Origin of the sequence: Pseudomonas sp. NCHU5216 (genome assembly GCF_052156495.1) — a bacterium.
Classification (GTDB): Bacteria; Pseudomonadota; Gammaproteobacteria; order Pseudomonadales; family Pseudomonadaceae; genus Aquipseudomonas.
The window spans coordinates 17,017-32,023 of record NZ_JBQLIX010000021.1 but is presented as its reverse complement, the minus strand read 5'-3'; the positions used below and the strand labels follow the sequence as shown (position 1 = coordinate 32,023).

Annotated in this window: 17 protein-coding genes; 10 read left to right on the top strand and 7 right to left on the bottom strand. The window is 66.1% G+C overall.

What is annotated here, in order from left to right:
• Position 1: 1 nt before the first annotated feature.
• Positions 2 to 808 (bottom strand): prolipoprotein diacylglyceryl transferase family protein, encoded by an 807-nt coding sequence (locus ACSVIK_RS15640; protein WP_442445182.1) that lies wholly within the window; start codon positions 806 to 808, stop codon positions 2 to 4.
• A gap of 7 nt (positions 809 to 815) precedes the next feature.
• The gene (gene hrpB, locus ACSVIK_RS15635; protein ID WP_442445181.1) at positions 816 to 3,359 is read right to left on the bottom strand and encodes an ATP-dependent helicase HrpB; all 2,544 of its coding nucleotides are present in this window, start codon (positions 3,357 to 3,359) and stop codon (positions 816 to 818) included.
• Positions 3,360 to 3,534: 175 nt separating this feature from the next.
• Here hrpB and ACSVIK_RS15630 point away from each other — a divergent pair, with 175 nt between their 5' ends.
• The 6 genes from ACSVIK_RS15630 to ACSVIK_RS15605 all read left to right on the top strand — a co-directional run bounded on the left by ACSVIK_RS15630 (position 3,535) and on the right by ACSVIK_RS15605 (position 6,979).
• On the top strand, positions 3,535 to 3,954 hold the full coding sequence (locus ACSVIK_RS15630; RefSeq protein ID WP_442445180.1) for a polyribonucleotide nucleotidyltransferase: 420 nt from the start codon (positions 3,535 to 3,537) through the stop codon (positions 3,952 to 3,954).
• Positions 3,955 to 3,958: 4 nt separating this feature from the next.
• Entirely contained in the window at positions 3,959 to 4,858 is a 900-nt protein-coding gene (locus ACSVIK_RS15625; protein ID WP_442445179.1) for a cation diffusion facilitator family transporter, read from the top strand.
• Between the two features lie 80 nt (positions 4,859 to 4,938).
• The gene (locus ACSVIK_RS15620) at positions 4,939 to 5,358 is read left to right on the top strand and encodes an MAPEG family protein (RefSeq protein WP_442445178.1); all 420 of its coding nucleotides are present in this window, start codon (positions 4,939 to 4,941) and stop codon (positions 5,356 to 5,358) included.
• 320 nt (positions 5,359 to 5,678) lie between these two features.
• Entirely contained in the window at positions 5,679 to 6,158 is a 480-nt protein-coding gene (locus ACSVIK_RS15615) for an Lrp/AsnC family transcriptional regulator (RefSeq protein WP_442445177.1), read from the top strand.
• Positions 6,159 to 6,314: 156 nt separating this feature from the next.
• Entirely contained in the window at positions 6,315 to 6,533 is a 219-nt protein-coding gene (locus ACSVIK_RS15610) for a DUF2788 domain-containing protein (protein ID WP_268179077.1), read from the top strand.
• A gap of 53 nt (positions 6,534 to 6,586) precedes the next feature.
• Positions 6,587 to 6,979: a globin gene (locus tag ACSVIK_RS15605; RefSeq protein ID WP_442445176.1), complete on the top strand. Its 393-nt coding sequence runs from the start codon at positions 6,587 to 6,589 to the stop codon at positions 6,977 to 6,979.
• Between the two features lie 136 nt (positions 6,980 to 7,115).
• Here the strand turns inward: ACSVIK_RS15605 and ACSVIK_RS15600 are convergent, their stop codons facing one another.
• Positions 7,116 to 7,685 (bottom strand): pseudouridine synthase, encoded by a 570-nt coding sequence (locus tag ACSVIK_RS15600; RefSeq protein WP_442445233.1) that lies wholly within the window; start codon positions 7,683 to 7,685, stop codon positions 7,116 to 7,118.
• Positions 7,686 to 7,859: 174 nt separating this feature from the next.
• Between ACSVIK_RS15600 and ahr the strand changes: the two genes are divergently transcribed.
• Positions 7,860 to 8,891 (top strand): NADPH-dependent aldehyde reductase Ahr, encoded by a 1,032-nt coding sequence (ahr, locus tag ACSVIK_RS15595; protein WP_442445175.1) that lies wholly within the window; start codon positions 7,860 to 7,862, stop codon positions 8,889 to 8,891.
• 59 nt (positions 8,892 to 8,950) lie between these two features.
• A complete protein-coding gene (locus tag ACSVIK_RS15590) occupies positions 8,951 to 9,394 on the top strand; it encodes an acetyltransferase (RefSeq protein ID WP_442445232.1) in 444 nt (147 codons plus the stop codon).
• Here the strand turns inward: ACSVIK_RS15590 and ACSVIK_RS15585 are convergent.
• Positions 9,384 to 10,727: an aminotransferase-like domain-containing protein gene (locus ACSVIK_RS15585; protein ID WP_442445174.1), complete on the bottom strand. Its 1,344-nt coding sequence runs from the start codon at positions 10,725 to 10,727 to the stop codon at positions 9,384 to 9,386. The genes ACSVIK_RS15590 and ACSVIK_RS15585 overlap by 11 nt on opposite strands.
• Positions 10,728 to 10,807: 80 nt before the next feature.
• On the opposite strand from ACSVIK_RS15585, the gene ACSVIK_RS15580 reads away from it, so the two are divergent.
• Complete coding sequence (locus tag ACSVIK_RS15580) at positions 10,808 to 11,779, top strand: threonine dehydratase (RefSeq protein WP_442445173.1); 972 nt, start codon at positions 10,808 to 10,810, stop codon at positions 11,777 to 11,779.
• A 2-nt stretch (positions 11,780 to 11,781) separates the two neighbouring features.
• Here ACSVIK_RS15580 and ACSVIK_RS15575 read toward each other — a convergent pair whose 3' ends face one another.
• Positions 11,782 to 12,396, bottom strand: coding sequence for a hypothetical protein (locus tag ACSVIK_RS15575; RefSeq protein ID WP_442445172.1), 615 nt, complete (start codon positions 12,394 to 12,396; stop codon positions 11,782 to 11,784).
• A gap of 16 nt (positions 12,397 to 12,412) precedes the next feature.
• Between ACSVIK_RS15575 and ACSVIK_RS15570 the strand changes: the two genes are divergently transcribed.
• Positions 12,413 to 12,640, top strand: coding sequence for a hypothetical protein (locus ACSVIK_RS15570; protein ID WP_442445171.1), 228 nt, complete (start codon positions 12,413 to 12,415; stop codon positions 12,638 to 12,640).
• A gap of 86 nt (positions 12,641 to 12,726) precedes the next feature.
• Here the strand turns inward: ACSVIK_RS15570 and amn are convergent, their stop codons facing one another.
• Together amn and ACSVIK_RS15560 are read right to left on the bottom strand one after the other, a co-directional pair.
• Entirely contained in the window at positions 12,727 to 14,199 is a 1,473-nt protein-coding gene (gene amn / locus ACSVIK_RS15565) for an AMP nucleosidase (RefSeq protein WP_442445170.1), read from the bottom strand.
• A 96-nt stretch (positions 14,200 to 14,295) separates the two neighbouring features.
• Positions 14,296 to 14,982, bottom strand: coding sequence for an energy-coupling factor ABC transporter permease (locus ACSVIK_RS15560; protein WP_442445169.1), 687 nt, complete (start codon positions 14,980 to 14,982; stop codon positions 14,296 to 14,298).
• Positions 14,983 to 15,007: the final 25 nt, after the last annotated feature.

The following is a 15,007-nucleotide window of genomic DNA, read 5'->3' as shown; positions in this document are numbered from 1 at the left end:
CTCAGTCGCGGCGCAAGCGGGCCAGCGAGTGCTCCAGGCTGGCCTGCGACAGCTCACCGAGATGGCTACCTACCTGCCGGCCCTCGGCGTCATAGAACAGCGTAGTGGGCAGTGCCCGCGACCCCACCAGGCTGCCGAGCTGGGTGCTGCCGTCGAGCAACAGGTTGTCCAGCTCCAGGTGCTGAGCAGAGAGGAAGTCAGCGACCTGTTCGGCCCCCTCACCCTGATTGACGAAGAGGAAGGTGACGCCCGTTTCGCGCTGCTGCGCCTGCATCAATACCGGCATCTCGCGCCGACACGGCGGGCACCAGGTGGCCCAGAGATTGATCACCAACGGCTGGCCGGTGTAATCGCGCAGGTTCACCGTGCGGCCCAGAGCGTCCTGCACCTGCAGGTCGGGCAGCCGCGTGCCCTGCTCCAGCGCCTGCAACAGCAGGCTGCCGCCCAGCCACAGGGCCAGGCCGACACTCATCGCCACGCCCAGCGGCCGGCGCAGCCGTGCCTGGCGCCAGAGATACCAGGCGCCCAAGGCCAGCCCGGCGAGCACGCCCGGCCAGGCGATAAAACCGCCATCGCGGATATCCACCACGCGCCACGGCGCATCGCGGTAGAACTCGGCATACAACAATACGAAGGCCAGCCGCGCCACCAACAGCCCGAGCATGAGCATGCGGAACAACTGGCTTTCCGGGTTGCAGCCATGGCGGCGACCGATCAGCCAACCAACCAGCGTGGCCAGAAGCAGGCTGCCGAACAGCAGGATATGGGTGATTCCCAGGGCCAGCGGCCCGACGTTCAGGGTCAGCATCGGTTTCTCACTTTCTCGGTTTGGCCCGCGCCGTGGGCTCGGCGATCAAGGGGTCATCCGGCCAGTAATGCTTGGGATAGCGGCCTTTCAGATCCTTCTTCACATCGATGTAAGTGTTGGCCCAGAAGCTGGCCAGATCCTGGGTCACCTGCACCGGGCGGCGTGCCGGCGACAGCAGGTGCAGTTTGAGGCCGAGGCGGCCAGCGGCGATGCGCGGCGTGGCGGCCAGGCCGAACAGCTCCTGCAGGCGCACGGCGAGCACCGGCGGGTTTTCCCCGTAGTCGATGGCGATGCGCGAGCCGGACGGCACCGCCAAGGTGCGCGGCGCCAGTTCATCGAGGCGTTGCGGCAGCGGCCAGGGCAATAGCGTCTGCAGGATCGAAGGCAGGTCGAGGTTGGCGAAATGGCTGAGGCGATTGACCTTGCCCAGGAACGGCGTCAACCACTGCTCCAGACTGGCCAGCAACGCGGTATCGGACAAGTCCGGCCATTCGCTCTGCCCTTGCTGCTGCATATCCAGCTCACGCAACAGTGCCACGCGCGCCTGCCACTGACGCAGCTCGGGCGTCCAGGGCAGCAGTTCCAGGCCCTTGCGCCGCACCAGGCCGACCAGGGCGCGGCTGCGCGCCTCGTCGTCCAGCGCGGCCAGCGCCTGGCGCTCCAGCACCAGTTCGCCCACCTTGCGCTGGCGTTCGGCACGCAGCACACCTTCGCGCTCGTCCCAGTCGAGCAGATCCAGCGTCGTCACCTGCTCGGCCAGCTCGCTCTCGAACAGCGCCGGGTCGAGCTCGGCGGCGAGGTAGATGCGCTCTTCGCGCTGGCCCTGACGGCTGCCCAGATCGGCCACCACCAGCCATTCATGCTTCATCAGCGCATCGGCTTCGCCGAACTGCGCGGCGCGGCCATTGGCCAGACGGTAGTCGGCGCCACCGGCGCGGCGCTGCCGGGCGATGCGATCCGGGTAGGCGAAGGCCAACAGGCAGCCGAGCCAGCGCGGGTGCCCGGGGTCGCTTACGGCCTGGCTCACCGCCTTCCCCCTGAGCAGCCCCTGAAATTGCTTGGCCAGTTGCCGCGCCCGCTGTACGCCACCTTGGGCTGAGCGCGCGGCGCGGCTTTCGCCACTGAGCAGAGCCAGTCGGCTGTGTAGATCGGCGCCGCCACCCTGGCCGCCGCGCATGATGTCGCGCTCGGACAGCAGTGCTGCCAGGTCGCAGGCCAGCGGGCCGAGCCCCAACGCCTGACCACGCAGCAGCAGATGGGCGATGCGCGGGTGGCTGGGCAGTTCGGCCATGGCCTGGCCATGGGTATTCAGCGCGCCGCGCTCGTCCAGCGCACCGAGGCGCCCGAGCAGATCCAGCGCCTGCGCATAGGCGGCCGGTGGCGGCACGTCGAGCCAGCTCAGCTCCTGCGGCGTCACACCCCAGCGCAGCAGTTGCAGGGCCAGCCCGGCGAGATCGGCCGCCAGAATTTCCGCACCCGAATAGGCACTGAGCTGCTCGTGCTGCGCTTGCGACCACAGCCGATAACAGACGCCCGGTTGCAGGCGCCCGGCACGACCGGCGCGCTGCGTGGCGGAGGCACGGGAGATGCGCTGGGTATCGAGGCGGGTCATGCCGCTGGCCGGATCGAAGCGCGGCACCCGCGCCAGGCCGGCATCGATCACCACACGCACGCCGTCGATGGTCAAACTGGTCTCGGCGATATTGGTGGCCAGCACCACCTTGCGTTTGCCTGCAGGCGCCGGCTCGATGGCCGCGCGCTGGGCGTTCAGATCCAGTTCGCCATGCAACGGGCAGAGCAGGATATCGTCACGCCCCGCCAGCACCTCGCCCAGTTGCTCGGCAACGCGGCGAATCTCGCCCTGGCCGGGCAGAAACACCAGCAGGCTGCCGGGCTCGTCGGCCAATGCCTGCTGCACCGTCTGCAGCACCCGCGGCTCGATCCATTCACCCGGCTGAAACGGCGCACCCCAGCGGATATCCACCGGAAACATGCGCCCTTCACTGCGCAGCACCGGCGCATCGCCAAGCAGCGCGGCCAGGCGCTCACCCTCTAGCGTGGCGGACATCAGCAGCACCTTGAGCGACGCCTCGCCGCTGTCCGCCGCGCGGAACATGGCGCGGCCATTGAGGGTCAGCGCCAGGGCCAGGTCGGCGTCGAGACTGCGCTCGTGGAATTCGTCGAAGATCACCAGGCCGACGCCGTCCAGCGCCGGATCGTCCTGCAGGCGACGGGCGAGGATGCCCTCGGTGACCACCTCGATACGGGTGTTCGGCCCCACCTTGCTGTCCAGGCGGATGCGGTAGCCGACCGTCTCGCCCACGCGCTCGCCCAGCTCGCTGGCCAGGCGCTCGGCAGCGGCGCGGGCGGCTAGGCGGCGCGGTTCGAGCATGAGGATGCTTTGCCCGGCGAGCCAGGGCGCATCGAGCAAGGCCAGTGGCACGCGGGTGGTCTTGCCGGCGCCGGGCGGCGCCTCCAGCACCACTTCGTGGCGGGCGCTCAGGGCATCGCGCAGGGCAGGCAGCAGGGCATCGATGGGCAGGGTGTTCATGGGCTCTCCACAGCAAGCCGACGATTATAACGGCGAACCGCCAGGGTGCTGGCCGGTCTGAGGATTACCGGCAACGCCGGCACGATGAAGCGCCCGGGCTCGACCGAGCCGGCCCGCTCAACGGTTTTGCAATGTCGAACTGCTATAGTTGCGCCACTTTTTCCTGGAGGTGCTCATGCGCACGAAATCCCGTGTCATCGCTGGCGTCATCGCCGCTACCCTGCTCGCTCAACTCAGTGCCTGCGGCACCATCTTCTACCCGGATCGTCGCGGCCAGATCGAAGGCAAGATCGACCCGCTGATCGCCGGCGCCAATGCCATCGGCATCCTCTTCTACGTGATTCCCGGCCTGATCGCCTTCGCCGTGGATTTCGCCACCGGCGCCATCTACCTGCCGGAGGGCAAGACCGCCCAGGTCGATCCGCAGCAGCTCAAGCAGGTCATCGGCGCCGATGGCCAGGTCGACCAACTGGCGCTCAAGCAACTGATCGAAAACCAGACCGGCGAGCAACTGCCGCTCGACGACCCGCGTCTGATCCAGCACAGCGGCAGCAGCCAGCAACTGGCCGCCTACGGCCTGCGTCCGGCCGCCTGAAGCCATGCCCAATCCGCAACATGCCAGGCTGATGCGCCTGGCCACCCGGGCAGCCCTGGCGGTGGCGCTGACCCTGGTGCTGGCCAAGGCCGTCGCCTGGTGGCTGAGCGGCTCGGTGAGCCTGCTGGCCGGCCTCACCGACTCGCTGCTCGACAGCGCCGCCTCGCTGATCAACCTGATCGCCGTGCACTTCGCCCTGCGCCCGGCGGACGACGATCACCGCTACGGCCACGGCAAGGCCGAGGCGCTGGCCGGTCTCGGCCAGGCGCTGTTCATCGGCGTCAGCGCCATCCTCATCGGCCTGCAGGGCGTCGAGCGCCTGCAATCGCCGCAGCCGCTGGCTGCCGAAGGCGCCGGTATCGCCGTGATGCTGCTGTCGCTGGCCCTGACCGTCGCCCTGCTGGCGTTCCAGCGCAAGGTGGTGCGCGAAACCGGCTCCACCGCCATCCACGCCGATTCCCTGCACTACCGCTCCGACATCCTGCTCAACGCCAGCATCCTCGTCGCCCTGCTGCTGACTCGCCTGGGCTGGCAGCAGATGGATGCCATCTTCGCCATCGGCATCGCCGTCTACATCTTCTGGAGCGCCATCAGCATCGTGCGCGGCGCCATCGCCGTGCTGATGGATGAAGAGCTGCCCAGCGAAACCTCGCAGCACATGTATGCGCTGGCCACGGCCGTACCCGGCGTGCTCGGTGCCCATGACCTGCGCACGCGCATCTCCGGCACGCACTGGTTCGTTCAATTGCACCTGGAACTGAACGGCGAGATGAGCCTGTCCGAAGCCCACGCGCACTGCGAAGCGGTGGAAGCGGCGATTCGCCAGAACTACCCGCAAGCCGAAGTGCTGGTGCATGCCGACCCGAGTGAAATCGTCGCGCGCGGGCGAACCGCCGCGCCATGAACGATCATCCGAAGCCAAACTAGAGCAAATACTCTAAAACCACTACACTGCGTGGCCCAACCCCAAAACGGTGAGCCACCATGGTTATCTCTCCCTCTGCCATTGCCCTGCTTGGCTTGGTCGCCTGGCCATTGCTACTGGTGTTCCTGATCGTCAATCAACGCGGCCTGCTGGTGTTGAGCGGCCGAATGAAGGTCAATGCGTTCGTCCCGGATGGCAGTAACACACCCGGCACCTTCGCCCAGCGCCTGGCACGTGCGCATGCCAATTGCATCGAGAATCTGCCTCTGCAAGCGGCAGTGCTGCTCTATGCCATGCACACCGGGCAGACCGGGATTACCGACCCACTGGCGGGCCTGTTGCTGGGCGCACGCTTGTTCCAATCCTCGATGCACTTGATCAGCACCCGCCCACTGTTCGTCTGGCTGCGCTTTTGCGGCCTGCTGGTTCAGATGCTGATTCTCGCCTGGTGGCTGCTGCGTCTGAGCGGCCTGGCCTGATCAGCGCGCACGAAAAAGGGGAGGCACATGGCCTCCCCTTTTTCGTGTCCGGTACTGGCAATGGTGTCGCCGCTTTCGTCGCCTGCCTGGTTGGGCAGTGCGGACCCGGGTGCCGGTGCGATCCGGTAGGATCGTCGGCGCCAGCTCACCTGGTTGGGCGAGGCCGGTAGGACTTTTCGTCCGGGCCGTGAAACTGAGAGAAAGCTTACGCCTGCCGCGCCGAGAGAAGATTGCGAATATTGCTTACAAACTTACCGATTGCGCAACCAATCACCAAAGGAGCAATATTTAGCGCAATCAAATAATGAGCCAATGAAAAAATGGACAAACTCGACCGTTACGACCTGAACATTCTTGCCGAATTGCAGCGCAACGCTGCGCTGTCCAATCAGGAGCTGGCCGAACGCATCGGCCTGTCGCCCTCGCCCTGCTCGCGGCGGGTCAAGCAACTGGAAGACGACGGCTACATCACCGGCCAGGTGGCCCTGCTCGATCGCAAGAAGCTCGGCCTGAGCCTGACCGCCTATGTGCTGATCGGCATGGATCGCCACACCCCCGAGCGCTTCGAGCATTTTCAGGAAGAGATTCGCAAATGCCCCGAGGTGCTGGAATGCTGCCTGGTCACCGGGATCGACGCAGACTACCAGCTCAAGGTGGTGGTGCCGGACATGGATCACTACCAGAAGCTGCTGCTGGGTACGCTGACGCGGATCGACGGGGTTTCCAGCGTGCGTTCGAGTTTCGTCCTGCAACAGATACTGTCCAGCACCCAACTGCCTTTGCAGCACCTGCGCGGCTGATCGACGCAGACGTGACCGGCTTTACTGCGACCCTGAGCGCGCAGGCGTATAATCGACGCCCCGCGCTTTCCGTGGAGCCGTTCGATGCCCGCGTGAAAGCACCTTCATCCGGCGCCAGAGTCTTCACTCTGGCGCCAGCAGGTGCATGAGGCCGCAATGGAAACCGAACAATTCGAAGCCCTGATGATGTACGTCCTAGTGGGCGGGCTGATCCTGTTCATGTTCTTCATCATCTGGGATCTGGCCAAGAAGTCCAAGGCCGGTCGCCTGGGTACCGCTATCCTGTTTCTCGGCCTGGGGCTATGCTTGTTCGCGTTCCTGGCCAAGCCGATCATCACCTACATCATCGAGGTCACCCGCGGCATTCACGGCTGAACCTCATCCGGAAACCCAGGCTGCCTGCCACTCGTCATTCACAAGGAACCTCAATGACCGCCGCCAATCGTGTGATGCAAAGCTATGGACGCTGTTGCGCCAGCCCGGATTTCTTCGATGCGTTCTACCGCCACTTCCTCGCCAGCTCGCCGCTGATCCGTGAGAAATTCGTCGACACCGACATGGCCGCGCAGAAGCAGTTGCTACGCCAGGGCATCCTCAATCTGGTGATGCACGCCCGCGGCATGCCCGACACCAAGCTGCGTGCCCTCGGTGAATCGCACTCGCGCCAGCGTCTGGACATCCGCCCCGAACTCTACGACCTGTGGCTCGACGCGCTGCTGCTGACCATCAGCGAGCACGACAAGGAATGCGACGCGGATGTGCGCCAGGCCTGGCGTGAAGTGCTGAACAAAGGTATCGCCGTGATCAAGGCCGGTTATTGATCCAAGTCAGTTGCGCCAGGGTCATCATCTGCGACAAATCGCCCGCATTCCTGAGCACGCCCTGCCTCGTCGATTAGGTGCTACCACCGTAGGGTGCGCTGTGCGCACCAACGCCTCTGCTCGCAGCCACGGCCTCTCATGGCAGCCGTGCAGGCACCTCACGCCACTGACCGGGCTGCAGGCCATCGAGCCGCCAGGGGCCGATGGCCACGCGCACCAGGCGTAGCGTGGGCAAACCCACCGCAGCAGTCATGCGCCGCACCTGACGGTTGCGCCCCTCGCGAATCACCAGTTCCAGCCAGGCGGTCGGCACGCTCTTGCGAAAGCGCACCGGCGGGTTGCGCTGCCACAACTCGGGCTCATCCAGCAGGCGCGCTTCGGCCGGCAAGGTCGGGCCGTCGTTGAGCGTCACGCCATCACGTAGCTGCTGCAGTTGCGCCTCGCTCGGCTCGCCCTCCACCTGTACCCAGTAGGTCTTCGGCAACTTGTGTTTCGGGTCGGCAATACGTGACTGCAAACGGCCGTCGTTGGTCAGCAAGAGCAAGCCTTCACTGTCGCGATCCAGGCGCCCGGCCGGATACACGCCCGGCACTTCGACGAAATCCTTGAGCGTGGCGCGGCCCTGGTCGTCATTGAACTGGGTGAGCACATCGAACGGCTTGTTGAGCAGCAACAGGCGCGGCTGTGCAGGTGGCGCCTTGGCCACTCGGCGTGGGGCGGCAGGACGGCGATTGGCGGGAGGACGAGGGCGCGACATGCAACGGGCTTCGGTCAGACAAGGCTACGCAGTGTAACCCACGATAAACGCCGCTGATGGTGCTTCCCTGATCGACAATGACAGCTAAGCTGCTGATTCACCCTCTGCATGCAGGAGCCACCGATGAGCAACAGCGCCGAACTCGCCACCTTCACCGGCTGGGCCGCCACCACGCCCAAGGCGCCACTGGAGCGCCTGAGCTATGACCCTGGCCCGCTCGGCGCCGAAGAGGTCGAGGTCGCGGTGGAATACTGCGGCATCTGCCATTCCGACCAGTCGATGATCGACAACGAATGGGGCAACGCGCGCTACCCCTTCATCCCCGGCCATGAGGTGGTCGGCACCATCGTCCGCCTCGGCGAACAGGCGCGCGGCCTCAAGCTGGGCCAGCGCGTCGGCATCGGCTGGTACAAGGGCAGTTGCATGCATTGCGGCTCGTGCATGGAGGGTTCGCACCAGTTGTGCCGCTCGGTGAAGCCGACCATCGTTGGCAGCCACGGCGGTTTCGCCGACCGCCTGCGCTCGCACTGGGCCTGGGCCGTGCCGCTGCCCGAAGGCCTCGACCCGGCGCTGGTCGGCCCGCTGTTTTGCGCCGGCTCCACGGTGTTCAGCCCACTGCTGGAATTCGACATCAAACCCACCGATCGCGTCGGCGTGGTCGGCATCGGCGGTCTCGGCCACCTGGCGCTGCGCTTTCTCAACGCCTGGGGCTGCGACGTCACCGCCTTTACCTCGTCGCTGAACAAGCAGGATGAAGCCAAGCGCCTGGGGGCGCACAAGGTGGTGGCCTCCACCGACAGCGCGGCGCTGAAGGCGATTGCCGGCACCCTGGATTTCCTCCTGGTCACTGCCAGCGCCGACCTCGACTGGCAGGCGCTGATCGCCACCCTGCGTGGCAAGGGCCGGCTGCACTTCGTCGGCATCGTGCCCAGCGCCATCCCGGTGCACGTATTCAACCTGATCCCGCAGCAGAAGAGCCTCTCCGGCTCGCCGGTGGGCTCGCCGAAAACCATGGCCACCATGCTCGAGTTCTGCGCGCGGCACCAGATCCTGCCGCAGGTCGAGCACTTCCCCATGAGTCAGGTGAATGCGGCCATCGACCATCTGCGCAGCGGCAAGGCGCGCTACCGCGTGGTGCTGGACGCCAGCCAATGACAGCATGGGCGCAGAGCTGGCATGCTCTGCGCCCTGCTCGACTCTCGATACCTGCCGCCATGCCACTGATGCTCGACACCCCTACCGACGCCGAACTGCCCATCCTGGTGGAAATCTGGGAGGCTGCCGTGCGTGCCACCCACCACTTCCTCCCGGAAAGCGACCTGCAGGTGATCAAGCCGTTGCTGCGCGAGCAGTATTTCCCGGCCGTGCAATTGACCTGCGCACGGGACGAATCAGGGCGGATACTGGGCTTTCTCGGCACTAGCGAAGGCATGGTGGAAATGCTCTTCGTCGACCCCGCCTGCCACGGCCAGGGCGTGGGCAAGCGGCTGATGCTTCACGCCATCGACGAACTGGGCGCCACCCGCGTCGACGTCAACGAGCAGAACCCACAGGCCGTGGGTTTCTACCAGCATCTGGGCTTCGTCGTGACCGACCGCTCACGCCTGGATGGTGGCGGCCGGCCCTTCCCCATCCTGCATATGACGCTCAGCCAATAGGCCAAGCGGCCACAATCCCTTCCAGCGCCTGCTTGAGCTGCACCCGGCTGGCCGCCGCCGCGAGACTGACGCGCACGGCGCAGCCCGGATTGGCCTCGACCGCGAATACCTCAGCCGGCACCACTTCTACACCATGCTGCCGACAAGCCTCGGCCAGGCCCGCCGGTGACGCGCCATCCAGCCATAGATGCGGCGCCACTGCCCTACCCTGCGGCATACGCGGCCCGAGCACGCGCGCAGCCAGGCGCCAGCGTTGTTGCAGCTCGTCGATCTGCCAGGCCAGACGCTGTTCGGCGATGCCGCTTTCGATCCACTCACAGGCCAGCGCCAGGCTCAGCGGCGTCACCGCCCAACGCGTGGCCTGCGCCTCGGGGTCGATACGTTCGAGCAACTCCGGCGCACCGGCGATAAAGCCCAGGCGCAAACCTGGCGCCACGCTCTTGGACAGGCTGCTGATCAGCAGACAGCGCTCGGGGGCCTGCACCGCCAGCGGCGCCTCGCTGCCCAGTACGCCGTAGACATCGTCCTCGACGATCCACAGCCCGCGTCGCCGCGCCACCTCGGCAATGGCGGCGCGGCGCTCGCCGTCCAGGCAGGCGCCGGTGGGGTTCTGCAGGCAAGGGGTAAGCACCGCGACACGGGCGCCGGTGGCACGGGCCTGGCGGTCGAGGTCATCGGGCAGAATGCCGCGCCCATCCATCGCCACGCCATGCAGCGGCAGGCGCAACTGACGTGCAGCGGCCTTGATCCCCGGCGCGGTGTAGCGCTCCACCAGAATCGGCTCACCCGCCTCGCACAGCGCCAGCAGCGCCGCTGACACGCCCTGCTGGGCACCGGCGCAGAGCAGCAGGCCACCCGGCGCCAGCATCAGTCCCCGTCGGCGCAGCCAGGTGGCACCGGCCAGATGGGCACGCTCGACCAGCGCCGCCGACGGGTAAGCCTGCAGGGCATCCAGCTCGCCCCGTGCCGCCAGCGCAGCGAGGCTGGCGGACAGGTCGTGGTTATCCGGGTCATGTACCGGCACATTGGTCGACAGGTCGATGACCTCGCCCTGCGCGGTCGGTTGCTTGAGGCGAAACAAACTGGCCTCGCGGCTGCCGGCGAGCACGTAGGTGCCACGCCCGACCTCGCCGGAAACCAGATGCCGCCGCGCCGCCTCGCGGTAGGCAAGCATTACCGTGCTCGGGTTGATCCCCAGCGTCCAGGCCAGGCGCCGCTGCGGCGGCAGGCGTTCGCCGGGCTTGAGCTCGCCACGGCCAATGGCAGCGGCGATGGCTTCGACCAGGGCCAGGTAGGTGGGTAAGGCACTATCGCCAAGATCAGGTAGCCACATTGTTTGCCATGCAATATAAAGATTTACCCATACAATGCGCCGCACTAGCATCGAGGTCAACGCCACCAGGAGCACCCGCCATGTTCGACCTCGCCCAACTGCGCCAGAGCGCTGCACTGGTTCACCGCCATATGGCGCCCACGCCGCAATTGTGCTGGCCACTGCTGGCACAGCGCACGGGCTGCGAGGTCTGGGTCAAGCACGAGAATCACGCCCCGACTGCCGCCTTCAAGGTGCGCGGCGGGCTGGTCTATATCGACGCCCTGCTGCGTCGCGAGCCCCAGGTGCGTGGGCTGGTTACCGCCACCCGCGGCAATCACGGCCAGAGCCTGGCCCTGGCCGCACGTCAGGCAGGCCTGGCGATCCGCATTCTGGTGCCGCATGGCAACGCCCGCGAGAAGAACGCGGCGATGCGCGCCCTCGGCGCCGAGGTGATCGAGCATGGCCGCGACTTCGATGAAGCGCGCGCCGAAGCAGCGCGCCTGGCCGAACGCGATGACCTGCACTGGGTGCCGTCGCTGCACGAGGATCTGGTGCGCGGCGTGGCCACCTATGCCCTGGAGCTGCTGGAAGCGGTGCCGAATCTGCGCCGGGTGTATGTGCCCATCGGCCTCGGTTCGGGTATCTGCGGGATGATCCGCACTCGCGACCTGCTCGGCCTCGACACCGAGATCGTCGGCGTGGTCGCCAGCGGCGCCGATGCCTATGCGCGCAGCTTCGAGCAGGGCCGCCTGGTACAGACCGAACGCGCCGAGACCCTGGCCGACGGCATGGCCTGCCGCCAGCCGCAGCAACTGACGCTGGACATGCTCCGCGCCGGCGCCGCACGCGTCGTGCAGGTGGACGACGAGGAAATCCGCGCCGCCATCCGCGCCTATCACGAAGACACCCACAACCTTGCCGAAGGTGCCGGCGCGGCGGCCTTGGCCGCGCTAATGCAGGAGCGCGAACTCAACGCCGGGCAACGCGTGGCCGTGGTGCTCAGCGGCGCCAATATCGACCGCGCAGCGCTGGCCGAACTGCTGCGTGACGAGGCGCCGGCGGCCGCCTGAACTCAGGCCGTGGCAAGCGGCTCGGCAGGCAGGCGAACAGACGTCTGCCGCAACCAGCGCGAGAGCCCCCACTCGGCCGCGATCAAGGCCAGCAGCAAGCCAAGCTGAAGCAGCAAAGCGATATAGAACGGTTTGAACACGTGGCCGATCTGCTTCTTGAGCAGCCCGAGAAGGAACTCAGCCTGGAACAGTTGCTCGATGCGCGCATCCAGCACCTGGCTCAGCACCTTCTCGTTGAGCCCGCTGTAACGGGCGGTTTCCTCCACCGCCAGCTCGCCCAGCGCTTTGCCCAGCAGGCTGGCGCGCAGGCGGTCGAACAGCTCGAAGGCGATACGCTCGGCCGTCGAGGCGTCGGCACGGGCCTCGGCCTCCAGCAGCCGTTCGCTGCGCAGGTAGTCCAGCGCTAGCTGGTTAAGTACCTCCTGCACGCTGGCATCGCGTACCGCCAGGGCGCCCTGCTGGCCTTGCGCTTCGACATAAGCCTGGAAGTCGCTCCAGACACCATCGGCCAGCTCCTGCACCACGGGTGCATAACTGTCGAGATGGCGATTGATCTGCTGCTGGCTGCCATACAGCAACCCACCCTGAAAGCCGAGGAATCCTCCGGCCAGGGGCAACAGCAGAAAGTAGAGTTTGAGCAGCCAGCAGAAAGTAGAGTTTGAGCAGCCAGTGGTGCCAACGCTTGTTACGCGCAAGCCAGCCCAAACGCTGCAGCTTGAACGCCAGCAACAGGCCGACAACCGCGCCAAGCAACAAGGCCAAGCCGGTGTAGAGAAAAAGACTGAAAAAGCTGAAGGGTTCCCACAACGCGGTCAGCAGCAAACGTGCCTGTTCCATGCGTATTACCTCGTTCGTCCATGACGAGGGCGAGTCTAAAGCAGAGCGCGGACAAGTGCTGCCAGGGCGTGGCCGGACTGTGCACCAGGCCACGCCTCTGTCTCAGAAACTCAACGGAACGGCGGCTCGTCGAAGCTGCGCAGCTTGCGTGAGTGCAGCGAATTGAGCTGGCTACGCATCAACTCCAGCGCGGCGATGCCGATATGCAGGTGCTGAGTCACCGCGCGCTCGTAGAAGGCGCCAGCGGCGCCGGGCAGCTTGATCTCGCTGTGCAGGGGTTTGTCCGACACGCACAGCAGCGTGCCGTAGGGCACCCGCAGGCGATAGCCTTGCGCTGCAATGGTGCCGCTCTCCATGTCCACCGCCACCGCCCGCGACAGGTTGATCAACGGTCGCTCCTGGGCCCAGCGCAGTTCCCAGTTGCGGTCGTCGTAGGTCAGCACGGTGCCGGTGCGCAGGCGCTTCTTCAACTCGTCACCCTGCTCGCCGGTGACCTGCTTGGCTGCCTCCTGCAACGCCTGCTGCACCTCGGCCAGCGCTGGCAGCGGGATATGCGGCGGCAATACTCGATCGAGAATGCCGTCGCGGCGCATGTAGGCGTGAGCCAGCACGTAGTCGCCGATGGTCTGCGACTGACGCAGGCCGCCGCAGTGGCCGATCATCAGCCAGCAGTGCGGGCGCAGCACGGCCAGGTGGTCGGTGATGTTCTTGGCGTTGGACGGGCCAACGCCGATATTGACCAGGGTGATGCCATGGCCGTCCTCGGCCTGCAGGTGATAGGCCGGCATCTGGTAGCGGTGCCAGACCACGTTCTCGATGATCGCCTGCATCTCGCCTTCGGCCATGCCGCGCTCGACCACCACATTGCCCGGCAACACCATGCGGGTGAAACGCGAGTCAGTCTGCAGCATGTCCAGGCCATGGCGGATGAACTGGTCGACATAGCGGTGGTAGTTGGTCAGCAGAATCCAGGGTTGCACGTGGCGCCAGTCACCGCCGGTGTAGTGCTGGATGCGCTTGAGGGAAAAATCGGTGCGCGCGGCGTCGAACAGCGCCAGCGGCAGCGGGTCGATGTTCTCCCAGTCGTACAGGCCATCGGCAGTGCCGTCGGTGGCGGCGGACAGGTCGGTGCTGGGGAACACCCGCGCCAGTTCGGCGGCGGTCACGCCGCTGCCGGCCAGTTCATCGCCACCCTCGACCACATAGGGATAGGGGATGTTCTGCTGGCTGCGGCCAACCTCCACGCGCAGGGTGAAGTCGTTCATCAGCGGGCGCAGTTGCTCCAGCAGGTATTTGCGGAAGGCCGCCGGCTGGGTCACGGTGATGGCGTAGATGCCCGGCACCTGGATCTTGGCATAGGCGCGCACGGTGGTAGGCACCTCGCCCTGACAGAGGTAGGCCAGGCGCAATTCGGGATAACGGAACAGGCAGTGCTCGTCGGCATCCGGGCGCACGCGCGCCTTGAGATAGCGCTTGAGGGCCTGGCTCAGAGCGCCGGTGGCTTCCTCATACAACGCGGCCAGGCGGTCGACCGCCTCTTCGGGGGTGTGAACAACGACGAAATCATCGGAACAGACTTTCACGTGGGCGTATTCCTGACTGAACGAACGCCCCTATCTTGCCTGCAACCTCGCGGCAAAACATAGCGCGGCGACCGAAGAATTCGGTCGCCGCGCCCCTCATCTGGCAGCCGCCTGATGCAAACGCACGTTGAACAGCGGCCCTTGACTGAAACGCGCCAGCGCCTTGGCCCCGGCCAGCACACCCAGGTCGATCAATGGCTCGACCAGAATCACGCTCATGTAGGCAAGGCCGAAGCTGCCCACGGCTGCCAGGTTGTCGCTGGAAAAGCCATGACCATAGAAGGCCCAGAAGCCGACCCAGGCGACGATGCCGCCCTGATAGGCGGTCGACAGCGCCAGTGCCTGCTTGTAGGAGAGGTCGACATAGGCGGTACCTGGCGCGACGATGCGCTTGGCCAGCACGCTGATGGCCCACAGCGGCACCAGCAGGGTGGTGACGTTCATGCCGTACTGCGGCAGATCGAACGGGGCGAACAACAGGCCCTGCAACAGCAGCCCAGCGGCCAGGCCGATGGCGGTGGCACCGGCGCCGAACAGCAACAGCAGGGTGGAGCCAAGGATCAGGTGCACCTCGGAAACGCCCACGGCATGGTGTGGCAACACCTCGAAGAAGCAGAACACCAGCGCGGTGGTCAGCAGGCTGCGCAGGGCCAGGGCAGCCGCCCCGCCGTTATCACGAATGGCATCGCGCGCCAGTTTGGCCGTCAGGCCGAAGGCGCCGACTGCCGTTGCGTAACTGAGGAAGATCTTGGCGCCTTCGACGACGCCCGGTTCGATATGCATGCAAGTTCCTTGGCCGCGCCCACCG

Excerpts from the sequence above, each read along its gene's own strand:
- ACSVIK_RS15640 (WP_442445182.1), bottom strand. The coding sequence starts at position 808 with ATGCTGACCCTGAACGTCGGGCCGCTGGCCCTGGGAATCACCCATATC.
- hrpB (WP_442445181.1), bottom strand. The coding sequence starts at position 3,359 with ATGAACACCCTGCCCATCGATGCCCTGCTGCCTGCCCTGCGCGATGCC.
- ACSVIK_RS15630 (WP_442445180.1), top strand. The coding sequence starts at position 3,535 with ATGCGCACGAAATCCCGTGTCATCGCTGGCGTCATCGCCGCTACCCTG.
- ACSVIK_RS15625 (WP_442445179.1), top strand. The coding sequence starts at position 3,959 with ATGCCCAATCCGCAACATGCCAGGCTGATGCGCCTGGCCACCCGGGCA.
- ACSVIK_RS15620 (WP_442445178.1), top strand. The coding sequence starts at position 4,939 with ATGGTTATCTCTCCCTCTGCCATTGCCCTGCTTGGCTTGGTCGCCTGG.
- ACSVIK_RS15615 (WP_442445177.1), top strand. The coding sequence starts at position 5,679 with ATGGACAAACTCGACCGTTACGACCTGAACATTCTTGCCGAATTGCAG.
- ACSVIK_RS15610 (WP_268179077.1), top strand. The coding sequence starts at position 6,315 with ATGGAAACCGAACAATTCGAAGCCCTGATGATGTACGTCCTAGTGGGC.
- ACSVIK_RS15605 (WP_442445176.1), top strand. The coding sequence starts at position 6,587 with ATGACCGCCGCCAATCGTGTGATGCAAAGCTATGGACGCTGTTGCGCC.
- ahr (WP_442445175.1), top strand. The coding sequence starts at position 7,860 with ATGAGCAACAGCGCCGAACTCGCCACCTTCACCGGCTGGGCCGCCACC.
- ACSVIK_RS15590 (WP_442445232.1), top strand. The coding sequence starts at position 8,951 with ATGCCACTGATGCTCGACACCCCTACCGACGCCGAACTGCCCATCCTG.
- ACSVIK_RS15585 (WP_442445174.1), bottom strand. The coding sequence starts at position 10,727 with ATGTGGCTACCTGATCTTGGCGATAGTGCCTTACCCACCTACCTGGCC.
- ACSVIK_RS15580 (WP_442445173.1), top strand. The coding sequence starts at position 10,808 with ATGTTCGACCTCGCCCAACTGCGCCAGAGCGCTGCACTGGTTCACCGC.
- ACSVIK_RS15560 (WP_442445169.1), bottom strand. The coding sequence starts at position 14,982 with ATGCATATCGAACCGGGCGTCGTCGAAGGCGCCAAGATCTTCCTCAGT.